The organism is Streptosporangium canum (genome assembly GCF_900113865.1).
In the GTDB taxonomy this organism is placed as follows: domain Bacteria; phylum Actinomycetota; class Actinomycetes; order Streptosporangiales; family Streptosporangiaceae; genus Streptosporangium; species Streptosporangium canum.
In genome coordinates, this window is record NZ_FOQY01000003.1 from 144,544 (window position 1) to 157,377 (window position 12,834).

11 protein-coding genes and 1 pseudogene are annotated in these 12,834 nt (G+C 71.6%); 5 read left to right on the forward strand and 7 right to left on the reverse strand.

Annotated features, from left to right (window positions below):
* Nucleotides 1-172: 172 nt before the first annotated feature.
* Both BM085_RS05280 and BM085_RS05285 read left to right on the forward strand, forming a co-directional pair.
* Nucleotides 173-1,102, forward strand: coding sequence for an ABC transporter substrate-binding protein (locus tag BM085_RS05280; protein WP_093885899.1), 930 nt, complete (start codon nucleotides 173-175; stop codon nucleotides 1,100-1,102).
* Nucleotides 1,103-1,275: 173 nt separating this feature from the next.
* Nucleotides 1,276-1,800, forward strand: coding sequence for an RICIN domain-containing protein (locus BM085_RS05285; protein WP_093885900.1), 525 nt, complete (start codon nucleotides 1,276-1,278; stop codon nucleotides 1,798-1,800).
* A 20-nt stretch (nucleotides 1,801-1,820) separates the two neighbouring features.
* Here the strand turns inward: BM085_RS05285 and BM085_RS05290 are convergent, their stop codons facing one another.
* The 5 genes from BM085_RS05290 to BM085_RS05310 form a co-directional block, all read right to left on the reverse strand.
* Entirely contained in the window at nucleotides 1,821-2,759 is a 939-nt protein-coding gene (locus BM085_RS05290; protein ID WP_012888517.1) for a sigma-70 family RNA polymerase sigma factor, read from the reverse strand.
* Between the two features lie 213 nt (nucleotides 2,760-2,972).
* Complete coding sequence (gene hutI, locus BM085_RS05295; protein ID WP_093885901.1) at nucleotides 2,973-4,121, reverse strand: imidazolonepropionase; 1,149 nt, start codon at nucleotides 4,119-4,121, stop codon at nucleotides 2,973-2,975.
* 32 nt (nucleotides 4,122-4,153) lie between these two features.
* Complete coding sequence (locus tag BM085_RS05300) at nucleotides 4,154-5,512, reverse strand: formimidoylglutamate deiminase (protein WP_218158621.1); 1,359 nt, start codon at nucleotides 5,510-5,512, stop codon at nucleotides 4,154-4,156.
* Nucleotides 5,500-6,663: an allantoate amidohydrolase gene (locus BM085_RS05305; protein ID WP_093886147.1), complete on the reverse strand. Its 1,164-nt coding sequence runs from the start codon at nucleotides 6,661-6,663 to the stop codon at nucleotides 5,500-5,502. The genes BM085_RS05300 and BM085_RS05305 overlap by 13 nt, the downstream gene beginning before the upstream one ends.
* Before the next feature lie 60 nt (nucleotides 6,664-6,723).
* A complete protein-coding gene (locus tag BM085_RS05310; RefSeq protein ID WP_093885902.1) occupies nucleotides 6,724-7,410 on the reverse strand; it encodes an SDR family oxidoreductase in 687 nt (228 codons plus the stop codon).
* A gap of 135 nt (nucleotides 7,411-7,545) precedes the next feature.
* Here BM085_RS05310 and BM085_RS05315 point away from each other — a divergent pair, with 135 nt between their 5' ends.
* The 3 genes and pseudogenes from BM085_RS05315 to BM085_RS05325 all read left to right on the forward strand — a co-directional run.
* A complete protein-coding gene (locus tag BM085_RS05315) occupies nucleotides 7,546-8,076 on the forward strand; it encodes a PadR family transcriptional regulator (RefSeq protein ID WP_093885903.1) in 531 nt (176 codons plus the stop codon).
* A gap of 112 nt (nucleotides 8,077-8,188) precedes the next feature.
* A complete protein-coding gene (locus BM085_RS05320) occupies nucleotides 8,189-9,148 on the forward strand; it encodes an ATP-binding cassette domain-containing protein (RefSeq protein ID WP_177244961.1) in 960 nt (319 codons plus the stop codon).
* Nucleotides 9,149-9,179: 31 nt separating this feature from the next.
* Nucleotides 9,180-9,815 (forward strand): annotated as a pseudogene (locus tag BM085_RS05325) (ABC transporter permease); the annotation flags it as partial.
* Here the strand turns inward: BM085_RS05325 and BM085_RS05330 are convergent.
* Both BM085_RS05330 and hutU read right to left on the reverse strand, forming a co-directional pair.
* The gene (locus BM085_RS05330; RefSeq protein WP_245789135.1) at nucleotides 9,773-10,747 is read right to left on the reverse strand and encodes a MurR/RpiR family transcriptional regulator; all 975 of its coding nucleotides are present in this window, start codon (nucleotides 10,745-10,747) and stop codon (nucleotides 9,773-9,775) included. The pseudogene BM085_RS05325 and the gene BM085_RS05330 sit on opposite strands and share 43 nt — an antisense overlap.
* Nucleotides 10,748-10,852: 105 nt before the next feature.
* Entirely contained in the window at nucleotides 10,853-12,508 is a 1,656-nt protein-coding gene (gene hutU, locus BM085_RS05335) for a urocanate hydratase (protein WP_093885905.1), read from the reverse strand.
* Between the last annotated feature and the right edge of the window lie 326 nt (nucleotides 12,509-12,834).

Below are 12,834 nucleotides of genomic sequence, written 5' to 3' on the forward strand. Positions count from 1 at the left end.
GTTGCGCCAAAGCGTGTTCTTCCGCCGTTTCAGGTCTTAACCGTGCGTGTTTCGCATCTGTGAATCTCGGCCACATGGTGTTTCGAGGGTGTTTCGGATGGGGTGGCTCTTGGCCTGGAGATGACCATAACTATGCTTAGGTATGCCTTACCTAAACCTCTAAGGGGATTCGATGACCATCCGCCTGGCCAAGGCCGCGGCTGCCGTTCTGCTGTCCACCGTCGCCCTCGCGGCCTGCGGCGCCGTAGGCGATGACCAGGCCGCCGCAGGTCCAACCCGCACGATCAAGCACGCGATGGGCGAGACGAAGGTGCCCGAATCTCCCAAGCGGGTCGTCGTTCTCGACACCGACAAGCTCGACACCATGGCCTCGCTGGGCCTCACACCGGTCGGTGCGGCGCAGGCAGCCGAAAACCAGGCCTGGCCGAAATACCTGGGTTCCGCGCTGGACGCCACCAAGCCGGTCGGCACCCTCCAAGCCCCCAACCTGGAGGCCATCACCGCGCTCAAGCCGGACCTGATCCTCGGCACGAAGTTCCGGCAGGAGCAGTTCTACGACAAGCTCAACCAGATCGCGCCCACCGTGTTCACCGAGAAGGTCGGGATCACCTGGAAGGAGAACCTCCTGCTCGACGCCGACGCGCTGGGCAGGAAGGCGCAGGCGGAGAAGCTTCTCGCCGACTACCGGACCCGGGCGCGGTCGCTGGGCGGCTCCGACGCGGTCGAGGTCAGCATCGTGCGCTTCATGCCCACCCAGATCCGGATGTACGGCCCCGAGTCGTTCAGCGGCATCGTCGTCGGCGACGCCGGTTTCGGCCGCCCCGAACCCCAGCGGCTGGCGGACGCCCAGGACAAGCGCTTCGGCGAGCTGAGCCAGGAGAACCTCTCCCAGGCGGACGGCGACGTGCTCTTCTACAGCGCCTACGGCGACCAGGCGGCGCAGAGCCAGGCCGCGGTCACCGGGGGCCCGCTCTGGAAGAACCTGCCGGCGGTCAAGGACGACAGGGCCCACGGCGTGGACGACGAGACCTGGATGCTCGGCATCGGCGTCACCGCCGCCGGGAAGATCCTCGACGACCTGGAGAAGTTCGCCAAGCCGTGACGGCCGGCACGGCTCCGGGCCGCAGGGGGCGCGGGGGCCGGCCGCGGAGACGGCGGACGGCCACGCGGCGGCGACCGTCACCCATGGCACCGATCTCACTACTATGAGTGACGGTGGCGCGGGCCTCACCACGCCACTCGCCATGCCCGCGCCCCCGACGACCAGGAAGAGCGATGATCCGTTCCCTGCGTGCCGCCGTGCCGCTCGCCGCCGCCGGCCTCCTGCTGCCCGCCGTCCCCGCCCACGCCGGGGTCCTGCCCGCCGGGCAGTTCCAGATCTTCCTGTCGACGGACCCCACCCGCTGCGTGGGCTGGTCCCAGGACAGCCCGCTCACCCCGCTGTCCACTCCCAAGAACCGGGCGTGCGACAGCGATCCCACGACCGTGTGGCGCTACGACGCCCTCACCCGGCACCTCGTCACCGGCGACGGGCGGTGCCTGGACGTCTGGGACGGTGCCGGAATCCTGGAGATCAAACCCTGCGACGCCGGCCGCGCCACCCAGATGTGGGAGGCCTCCCCCACCCGCGTCAGCTGGAACAGCCTCCCCGACGGCTACAACAGCATCCACCACCCCGGCCGGCCGGGCCGCAACCTGCAGCTCTACGCGGGCGAGGGCAACAGCCTGGTGATCAGTGAGGGCGACGCCGGCGCCCCGGGCGAGGGCGACCGGCGTTTCGGATTCCGCGTGCTGCGGTAGGCCTCGGGTGCGATGACCGGTCAGGCCGCCGTGGCCATCTTCCGCAGCCGGGCCAGCGCGTCGCGCTCGATGCGCCGGGCGCGGTCACGGCCGATGCCGTAGCGCTCGCCGACCTCGGTCAGTGTGTGCTCGCGGCCGTCCATCAGGCCGTAGCGCCAGCGGAGCATCTCCCGGGTCTGGCCCTCCAGCCCGGTCAGCCACTGCTCCAGGCGCTCGCGCTCCAGGATGTCCATGGCCTGCTGCTCGGGATCGGCCCACGTCTCGTCGGCGATCATGTCGCCGAGCTCGGTCTCGTCCTCGTCGCCCACGCCGAGCTGGAGGGAGACGGGGTCGGAGGCCCAGCGGCGGAGCTCGCGGACCCGCTCGATCGGCAGCTCCAGCACCGCGGCCAGATCCGCGTCCGTCGGCTCCTGGTCGAACTCGGCCAGCATGTCGCGCCTGACCCGCATCAGCCGGGTCATCTGCTCACCGGCGTGGGTGGGCAGCCGGACCGGCCGGGCCTGCTCGTGAATCGCCCGCCCCACCGACTGGCGGATCCACCAGGTGGCATATGTGGAGAACTTGTAGCCGCGCCGGTAATCGAATTTCTCGACCGCCCGCACCAGGCCCAGGTTTCCCTCCTGGACCAGATCGATCAACGGCATTCCCCGGCCGGAGTATTTGCGCGCGACCGCCACCACAAGACGTAGATTGGCCTGGATGAATTCATCTTTGGCCCGCTGCCCCGAAACAGCAAGCCGTTCGAGCTCCTCGTCGGCGGCGTCCGCGATCCGCGGCTCCGCCAGCCCGCCGTCCAGCAACTGCTCCGCGAAGAGGCCCGCCTCGATCCGCTTGGCGAGCTCGACCTCCTCCTCCGCGGTGAGCAGGGGGACCCGCCCGATCTCAGCCAGGTAGGTCCCGAGCAGGTCTCGATCCGAGACGTGCTGATCCTGCGTCCGATTCCCCGTCGGCCTTGCCATCCGATGGCACCTCGCTCCGCCTGCTTATGGCATGCCCGCACGCTCGCCCAAAGCCCCGCGCGTGCGGACCTGCCGCTTGCCTAATCAACGCTCGGATCAGGGCAAAGATTCCCTAAAAAAGTACGCCCGGAGAACGGTTTGAATTTCCTCCCCAAGGAGGATGTCTCCGAACGTGACGTCACAGGCAATGCGGCTGCCCCCGTTACCGGGGTTTCAAACCAGGCGCCGCCCCTCCTTCCACACCTGCGCCACCAGCGGTACCCCCGGCCGGTAGGCCAGATGGACGTAGGACGCGGCGTCCAGGATCACCAGATCGCCGCGGGCCCCCGCCCTCAGCGTGCCGACGTCGTCACGGCGCAGTGCCATGGCTCCGCCGTACGTGGCGGCCCTGACCGCCTCCAGCGGTGTCATCCGCATCTCCCGGACGGCCAGCGCCAGGCAGAACGGCATGGACGAGGTGAAGGAGGAGCCGGGATTGCAGTCGGTGGCCAGCGCGACGGTCACCCCGGCGTCCAGCAGCCGGCGCGCGTCCGGGTACGGCGAGCGGGTGGAGAACTCCGCGCCGGGCAGCAGGGTGGCCACCACCCCGGCCGAGGACAGCGCGGAGACGTCCTCGTCGGTCAGGTGGGTGCAGTGGTCGGCGGAGGCGGCGCCCATCTCGGCGGCGATCCGCGCGCCCGGCCCGTTGCCCAGCTGGTTGGCGTGGATCCGGGGCAGCAGCCCGGCCTTGGTCCCGGCGAGCAGGATCTCCCTGGTCTGGTCGGCGTCGAACGCTCCGCGCTCGCAGAACACGTCCACCCACCTGGCGTACGGCGCGCAGGCCGTCAGCATCTCCCCGGTGACCGTGCGGACGTAGTCGTCGGCGGAGGGGGCGTCCGGCGGGACGACGTGCGCGCCCAGGTAGGTGGTCTCCCGGGTGAACCGCCGGGCGATCTCCAGGGACCGGCGCTCGTCCTCGACCGTGAGGCCGTAGCCGCTCTTGATCTCGACGGTGGTGGTCCCCTGGGCGAGCATCTCGGCGACCAGGGCGGCGGTCCGCTCCGCGAGGAGGGCGTCGCCGGCCGCGCGGGTGGCCGCGACCGTGGTGCGGATCCCGCCTGCGGTGTAGGGCCGCCCCGACATGCGGGCGGTGAACTCCGCGGTGCGGTCGCCGGCGAAGACCAGGTGGGCGTGGCTGTCCACGAAACCGGGGATCACGCACCGACCGCCCACGTCCACGCGCTCGTCGGCGCCGGGGTCCGCGCCGGCGGACCCGGCCCACGCCACCCGGCCGTCCTCGACCACGACGGCGGCGTCCTCGATCTCCTCCCGCTCCGGATCGCCGGTGTAGAGCAGTCCGATCCGGTCGAAGAGCGTGCTCACCGCTCCCTCACCCCTCCCTGTCCGCTCCGCGCTCACACGCTCTCCCCACGGGCCTCGGCGATCGCCTCGCCGAGCAGCGCGCCCACGTCGCCGAGGACGTGCCGGCCCTCGGCGACCACGTGGCGTCCGCCCGACACCACCGAGTGCACGTCGGCGGCCGTCGCGGCGAAGACCACCGTCTCGGCGGCGCCGCTCCGGGACGCGCCCGCCGTACGGACCGAGTCCAGGCGCACCGACACCAGGTCGGCCCACGCGCCCGGCACGAGCGTGCCTGCGTCGGGGAAGCCCAGGCAGGCGTGCCCGGCCGCGGTGGCGGCCTGGAGCAGCTCGGCGGCCGTCCAGTGGCCGCGCCGCTCGGTGGCCAGCCGCTCGTCCAGCTCGACCGCGCGGGCCTCCTCGAACAGGTCGATGACCGCGTGGCTGTCGGAGCCGAGCGTGATCGGCGAGCCCGCCTCGGCCATCGTCCTGGCCGGGCCGATGCCGTCGGCCAGGTCGCGTTCGGTCGTCGGGCACATGCAGACGCGGGTGCCCGACTGGCCGAGCAGCGCGATGTCCACGTCGGACACGTGCGTGGCGTGCACGGCGGTGGTGCGGGGACCGAGCACGTCGTGCTCGTTCAGCACCCGGACCGGGCTGGCGGCGTACATCTCCACGCAGGCGGCGTTCTCGGCGCGCTGCTCGGACACGTGAACGTGCATCGGGAGCGCGTGGTGATGGGAGAACCTGCTGACCGTCGGCATCTGCTCGGAGGGGACCGCGCGGACCGAGTGGACGGCCACGCCGATCTCCACGTCCTGCGCGCCGCGGTAGGCGGCCGCGAGGGCCTCGACCCGCACGGCCCACCTGTCGGCGTCGCCGTCGCCGAAGCGGAGCTGGGTGCCGGCCAGCGGGGTGCCGAAGCCGCCGCTCAGGTAGCAGGCGTCCAGCAGCGCGATGCGCAGGCCGGCCTCCCGCGCGGCCTGGACGAGCGCGTGCCCCATGACGTTCGGGTCGTCGTACGGCCTGCCGCCCGGCCCGTGGTGAAGGTAGTGGAACTCCCCGACGCTGGTGACCCCGGCCAGCGCCATCTCGGCGAACGTGGCTCTGGCCAGCCTGAGGTAGGAGTCGGGGTCCAGCGTCGCGGCCACGCCGTACATCTGCTCGCGCCAGGTCCAGAAACTCCCCTTCTCCCGCTGCGTCACCCCGCGCAGGGCCCGGTGGAAGGCGTGGGAGTGCGCGTTGGCCAGTCCGGGGACGGTCAGCCCGTCGAGCCGGACGGCCCCGGCGGGGGGCTCGGCCATGCCGGGGGTTATCTCGGCGAAGCGAGAGCCCGAGACCCGGACGAGCACCCCCGCGACGACCTCGCCGGGCGGTAACCAGGCCAGCTCGCACCAGTAGTTCAGCTCCGGCACAGCTCCTCCAGGGCGGTGGCGAGGGCGGCGACCCCCGCGTGACAGTCGGACATCTCAGCGTGTTCGTCCGGGGAGTGTGAGATTCCCGTTGGATTGCGGACGAACACCATCGCGCTGGGCACACCTGCGGATGCCAGGATTCCGGCGTCGTGGCCGGCCCCCGTCGGCAGGACGGGCACGCCCCCCAGGACCGCGGCGAGCCGCTCCCGCAGGACCTCGTCGAAGTCGACGACGGGGGTCCACGACTCGGCGCTGACCTCGGCCCCGGAGAACTCGGTCAGCTCGGCGACCAGCGCCCGGACCGCGTGCTCGTCGCCGCCCCGGGCGTCCAGCCAGGCGCTGACCAGGCCGGGGATGGCGTTGGCGTTGTTGGGCGACACGCGGAGCCTGCCGAAGGTTGCCACCACACCGCCCCGCTCGGCGGCCTGCCGGGCGTGCAGCACGGTCCGGGCGAAGGGCAGCATCGGGTCGTCGCGGTCCTCCAGCCGGGTGGTGCCCGCGTGGTTGGCCTGGCCGCGGAAGTCGAACCGCCAGCGGCCGTGCGGCCAGATGGCGGCGGCCACGCCGACCGGCGCGTCCCGGTGGACCAGGTCCTGGCCCTGTTCGACGTGGAGCTCCACGAAGACGCCGACATGCTTGAGGGTCTCGTCGTCGCGGCCCAGCTCACCGGGGTCGCGTCCGGCCCGGCGCAGCACCTCGGCCATCGAGTCGCCCCCGTCGTCGGTCAGGCCGCGGGCCCGGTCGGGGTCGAGCGCGCCGGTGAGCAGCCGGGAGCCCATGCAGGGGACCCCGAACCTGGCGCCCTCCTCGTCGGTGAAACAGGCCACCCCCAGCGGGCGGGCAGGCTCGAAGCCCCCGGCCCGCAGCGTGTCGAGGGCGGCGAAGGCGGACACGACCCCGAGGGGGCCGTCGAAGGCGCCGCCCTGCCGTACCGAGTCCAGATGGCTGCCCGTGACGACGCCCGGTCTGTCCGACGGGTCGCCCCACCAGGCCCACAGGTTGCCGTTCCGGTCTTCGCGCAGGTCGAGGCCCCGTCTGGCGGCCTCCTGGCGGAACCACTGACGGAGCTCCAGATCGGCGGGCGACCACGCGTCGCGCAGGTAGCCCCGGGTCCGGCCGTCACGTCCGAGGTGCGCGATGGCACCCCACATCTCGTCGAACACCCCTCCATTATGTGAATGGAGTCATTCATTGGCGAACCCGTGCCACCGTCAGCTCGCGGGTCCGCCCATCGAACGGACGGTGATCTCGGTGATGTGGGCGTCGGGGGAGGCCGTCACGGCCGCCAGCACCGCACGGGCCACCGACTCGGGGGCCAGGTATTTCTCCGGCTCGTAGGAGCCGTTCTCCTGGGCCCGCACCCCGCGCTGCATGTCGGTGTCGACCCGCCCCGGGTAGACCGTGGTCACCCTGAGGTCGGGCTCCTCCAGCCGGAGCGCGTCGGCGAGGGCCCGCAGCGCGAACTTGCTGGCCGCGTAGGAGCCCCAGCCCGGGTTGGCCCGCTGCCCCGCCCCCGAGTTGATCATCACTACCTGGCCGTGGGCCGCGCGCAGGGCGGGCAGCAGCAGCCGGGTCAGCTCGGCCACCGCGATCACGTTGATGTCCATCGTCCGCCGCCAGACCTCGGCGGGGGTCTCGGCGATCCGCCCCAGGGTCACCGTGCCCGCGCTGTGCACGAGCACGTCGAGCCGGTCGATCCCGGCGACGTCGGCCTCGGTGACGGCGGTGAGCTCCACCGGCCAGGGACGCGCACCGGGAAGGCCGGCGGCCACCTTGGCCAGGGCCTCGGCGTCCCGGCCGCCGAGCAGCAGGTCGTGGGTGGGTGCCAGGGCGTGCGCGACGGCGGCCCCGACCCCTCGGGAGGCTCCGGTGACCAGCGCGGTCGGTCGTGCGGACATGCGGGTCACCTTACTCCGACCACTCCAGCCGGAACGTGGCGGACCCCGGCCGAGGGAAGCCCGGCGGGGCGCCGTCGTCACGTCTGATCTCTCGCACGATTGACACCATATACAAATTTTAATAAAAATTTGCACATGTCTTCCACTCGTGTTCTGCTTCTCGGTGTGCTGCTCGACGGCCCGCTCCACGGCTACGAGGTACGGCGCCGCCTCGAACTCATGGGCACCCAGCACTGGGCCAACGTGGCCTACGGCTCGATCTACCACGGGCTGGGCAAGATGGCCGACGAGGGCCTGCTGGAACGGATGGAGGAAGGCAAAGGTGGCAAGACCCTCTACGCGATCACCGACGTCGGCCGGGCCGAGTTCGGGCGGCACCTGCTCAGCCACTGGTGGGAGATCAAGCCGATCGTGGACCCGTTCCAGGTGGCGATCACCTTCATGGACCGGCTCTCGTCCGCCGAGCTGGCCTCGGCGATGGAGGCCAGGATTGCCCAGCTCCAGTTCGCCATCGGGATGACCGAGCGCGCCATCGGCGGCAAGCGGGCCTACGGCGCCCCCCGGCACATCGACGAATGCCTGCGGCTCAACATCCTCCAGCTCACGGCTCAGCTGACCTGGGTCGGCGAAGCCGCCGAGAAGGTCAAGAACGGCGACCTCCCCTGAAAACCGGTTGACCTTCCCCCTGCGGAAGGGTTCAGCCTCTCCTTCCGGACACCCCTCTCGGAGCACCCCCGAACTCGCCGGACCCCCGGCCCCCCTTCAGGAACGGAGAACGATGATCATCGAAGCGCACGGCCTGCGCAAGACCTTCACCGCCAGACGTGGGCGGGGCAGGACAGAGGAGGTCGAGGCCGTACGGGGCATCGACCTGAGTGTCGGGGAGGGCGAGATCTTCGCCGTCCTCGGCCCGAACGGCGCGGGCAAGACCACCACCGTCCGGATGCTGGCCACCTTCACCGCCCCCACCGCCGGCACCGCGCGGGTGGCCGGGCACGACGTGGTGAAGGAGGCCGCGAAGGTCCGGGAGCGGATCGGCTACGTCAGCCAGGCCGGAGGCGTGGACGACAACGCCCCCGGCCGCGAGAGCCTGCTGCTGTCGGCGCGCCTGTCGGGGCTCTCCCGGAGCCAGGCGCACGCCCGCGCGGACGAACTGCTGGAGACCTTCAGCCTCACCGAGATCGCCGACCGCCCGGTGAGATCGCTGTCCGGCGGGCAGAAGCGGCGCTTCGCGCTGGCCATCGGCCTGGCGAACCGGCCGCCGCTGGTCTTCCTGGACGAGCCCACCACCGGCCTGGACCCGCAGAACCGGGCCAATCTCTGGGACGAGGTCCGCAGCCTGCGCGACCAGGGCACCAGCGTGCTGCTGACCACCCACTACCTGGACGAGGCCGACGCGCTCTGCGACCGGCTGATCATCGTCGACCACGGCCTGATCGTCGCCGAGGGCACCCCGGACAGGCTCAAGCAGGAGGTGGCGGGCGACGTCGTCACGCTCAGGCTCGACGACCTGGCCGCCGCCGGGGAGCTGCTGAACGCCCAGCCCTACATCAAGGAGACCCGGCCGGAGGACGACTGCCTGCGCGCCTACCTCGACGACGGCGAGCACAACCTGCCCGCCCTGCTCCGCGCCCTGGAGGCCGGCGGCATGGCGATCCGGTCGATCTCCCTCGACCGGGCCACGCTCGACGACGTCTTCCTGCGGCACACCGGCCGCTCCCTCCGCGACGCCGCCTGACCCCTGAGGACCCCCCATGTTCCGACACACCATGCTGTTCCTCGGCTACGAGCTCGGCAACGTCCGCCGCAACCCGGTCTGGCCGCTGTTCGGCATCCTGCAACCCGTGCTCTACCTGCTGCTGTTCGCCCCGCTGCTGACCGGGATGGTCCCGGGCGGGACGCTGGTCGACGCGCTGAGGATCTTCACGCCCGGCGCGATGATGATGATCGCCCTGTTCGGCTCGCTGTTCACCGGCTTCAGCATGATCAACGAGACCCGCAACGGGGTGCTGGAGCGGCTCGCGGTCAGCCAGGCCTGGCGTCCGGCGATCATCCTCGGCCGCGTGATGAAGGACATGCTCGTCCTCGTCCTGCAGGCGCTCCTGGTGATGGGGGTGGCCGTGCTGATGGGCCTGCGGCTGCCGCTGCCGGCCCTGGGCCTGATGCTGCTGCTCATGGCCGCGACCGGCCTGTTCGCCGCCAGCCTCTCCTACGGCCTGGCGCTGGCGATCCGCGACGAGAACGGCATGTCGCAGCTCGTCCAGTTCTTCGCGCTGCCGCTGACCCTGCTCGCCGGGATGATGCTGCCGGTCTCGCTCGGGCCGGAGTGGCTGCAGACGGCCGCCCGGTTCAACCCGCTCTACTACTCGGTCGAGGCGGGCCGCTCCCTGTTCGCCGGCGACCTGTCCGACAGCACGGTCCCGGTGGCCTTCGGCGTCTTCCTCGTGCTCGGCGCGCTCTCCCTGGCCTGGTCGGTCCGCTCGCTGCGCAAGCTCGCCGGCTGACCGGCCGGCGCGTGCGGCCGGTCGACGAAGACCCCGGCCTGGTCGATCATCCGTTCGTACTCCTCCAGCCGGGCCTGCGTCCGCAGCGGCGCCGCGTCCGCCATGGCCTCCACCAGCACCATGGCCAGGGCGAGCGGCGCCGCGTGCGAGTCGAACACCAGCCGCTCGCCGACCGGGGCGTCCAGGATCACGTCGGCCTCGAACGGCACGTCCGGCCGGTCGGTGATCACCGCGGTCCGCAGGCCCAGCTCCCTGGCGCTCCGCAGGGCCTGTACGGCTTCGGCCGGGTAGCGGGGCAGGATCACCGCGACCAGCCAGCCCGCTCCCGCCCGCCGGGCGGCGTGCAGGCCGTCGGCCAGCTCGGAGCCGCCGTGGGCCAGCAGGCGGACGTCAGGGTGGATCCGGCGCGCGAAGTAGGCGAACGTGGTGGCCAGCCCGCTCGACACCCGCAGCCCGAGCACCGGCAGCGGCTCGCACCCGGCCAGCCTGGCGCCCAGCTCCGCGACGGTCGAGGGGTCGGCCAGGCCGTCGCGGACCTTCCGCAGGTTCTCGATCTCCACGTCGATCGCGGTCTGCAGGTCGTTGGCCCGCGACGAGCTCCGGTCGCCCACGACGAAGGGCCGCAGCGCCTGCCTGAGCTCGGGATATCCCGCGAAACCGAGCACCATGGCGAACCTGGTCACCGACGGCTGGCTCACCCCGGCCCGGTCGGCCAGCTCCACGCTGGACAGGAAGATGGCCTCGGCGAGGTTGTCGTCGAGGTAACGCGCGATCCGCCGCTGCACAGGCGACAGCCGCCGGCCCTCCACAAGTCGATCGAGTGCGTCCCCCACGTCACCTCCAACCGCCCGATCGTCCGCGGGCATTCCCGTCCCCGCCGCCCGCCCCGGCGCGCCGTCCGCGTGAGAACGGGCGCACCGGGGCGGGGACGGCGTCTTTCAGGACTCGCGCATCGGGACGCGGACGCCGCGCTCCTGCGCCACGGTGACGGCCCCGTCGTAACCCGCGTCGACGTGACGGATCACGCCCGTGCCCGGGTCGTTGGTGAGGACCCGGTTGAGCTTCTCGGCGCTGAGCCTGGTGCCGTCGGCGACGGTGACCTGGCCGGCGTGGATGGAGCGGCCGATGCCGACGCCGCCGCCGTGGTGGATGGAGACCCAGGCGGCGCCGGAGGCCACGTTGAGCATGGCGTTCAGCAGCGGCCAGTCGGCGATCGCGTCGGAGCCGTCGGCCATGCCCTCGGTCTCCCGGTACGGCGAGGCGACCGACCCGCAGTCGAGGTGGTCGCGGCCGATCACCAGCGGGGCCTCGATCTCGCCGGAGGCCACCATGTCGTTGAACCGCTCACCGGCCAGATGGCGCTCGCCGTACCCGAGCCAGCAGATCCGCGCGGGCAGGCCCTGGAAGTGGACCCGCTCCCGGGCCATCCGGATCCACCGGGCCAGCGGCTCGTTGTCGGGGAACAGCTCCAGGATCGCCCGGTCGGTCTTGGCGATGTCCTGGGCGGATCCGGACAGCGCGGCCCAGCGGAACGGGCCCTTGCCCTCGCAGAACAGCGGCCGGATGTAGGCGGGCACGAAGCCGGGGAAGTCGAACGCGCGGGCGTAGCCGGCGAGCTGCGCCTCGCCCCGGATGGAGTTGCCGTAGTCGAAGACCTCGGCGCCCGCGTCCTGGAAGCCGACCATGGCCTCGACGTGCCTGGCCATGGCCTCGCGCGCCTTCGTCGTGAACCCGGCCGGGTCCTTCTCCCGCTCGGCGGCCATGTCCTCGAAGGCCACGCCGATCGGCAGGTACATCAGCGGGTCGTGCGCCGACGTCTGGTCGGTGACGATGTCGATCTCGGCGCCCCGGCGGAGCAGCTCGGGCACCGCCTCGGCCGCGTTGGCCTCGACGCCGATACTCAGCGGTCTGCGCAGGTCACGAGCCTCGTAGGCCAAGCGCAGCGCCTCGTCGAGGTCCTTGGCCCGGACGTCCAGGTAGCGGTGCTCGATCCGCCGGTCGATCGACCTGGGGTCGCAGTCGACGCAGATCACCACGCCGTCGTTCATGGTGACGGCGAGCGGCTGGGCGCCGCCCATGCCGCCGAGCCCGGCGGTCAGGGTGATCGTCCCGGCCAGGGTGCCGCCGAACCGCTTGGCGGCGACGGCCGCGAAGGTCTCGTAGGTCCCCTGCAGGATGCCCTGGGTGCCGATGTAGATCCAGGACCCGGCCGTCATCTGCCCGTACATGGTCAGGCCTGCGGCCTCCAGGCGGCGGAACTCCTCCCAGTTCGCCCAGTCGGGCACGAGGTTGGAGTTGGCGATGAGCACCCGCGGCGCCCACTCGTGCGTGCGGAAGACCCCCACCGGCCGGCCGGACTGCACCAGCAGCGTCTCGTCCCCCTCCAGCGTGGTCAGGGTGCGGGTGATCGCGTCGAAGGACCGCCAGTCGCGCGCCGCCCTGCCCGAACCGCCGTAGACGACGAGCTGCTCCGGATGCTCGGCCACCTCGGGATCCAGATTGTTCTGGATCATGCGGAGCGCGGCCTCCTGCGGCCACCCCTTGGCGGTGAGCGTGGTGCCGCGCGGCGCGCGCACGATCCGGCTGCCGGTCATGGCCGAGCCTCCCCATCAGGACTGAATGAATGCATTCATATTTGTCACCTGGAGGCTACCGGTCAACCCGGAGGAGGTGGGCATCCCGGACAGTACGTCCGGGATGCCCGTTTTCCGGTTGCCGGTCCGACCCTCATCCTGGCCCTCGTCCCGCACGGACTGGACCGGAGATCGGATCCGGCGAGCGCCCGATGGACGCTCCCGAACGAAGGAGAGGCTTCGCACAGGCCGGGATGCCCGGTTTCCTGGACGGCCAACCAGCCAGCAGAGCCGGTGCCCGAATTATCCCGTTATGTTCCGCGCGAATTTGCGTCCGGAGGCACAGA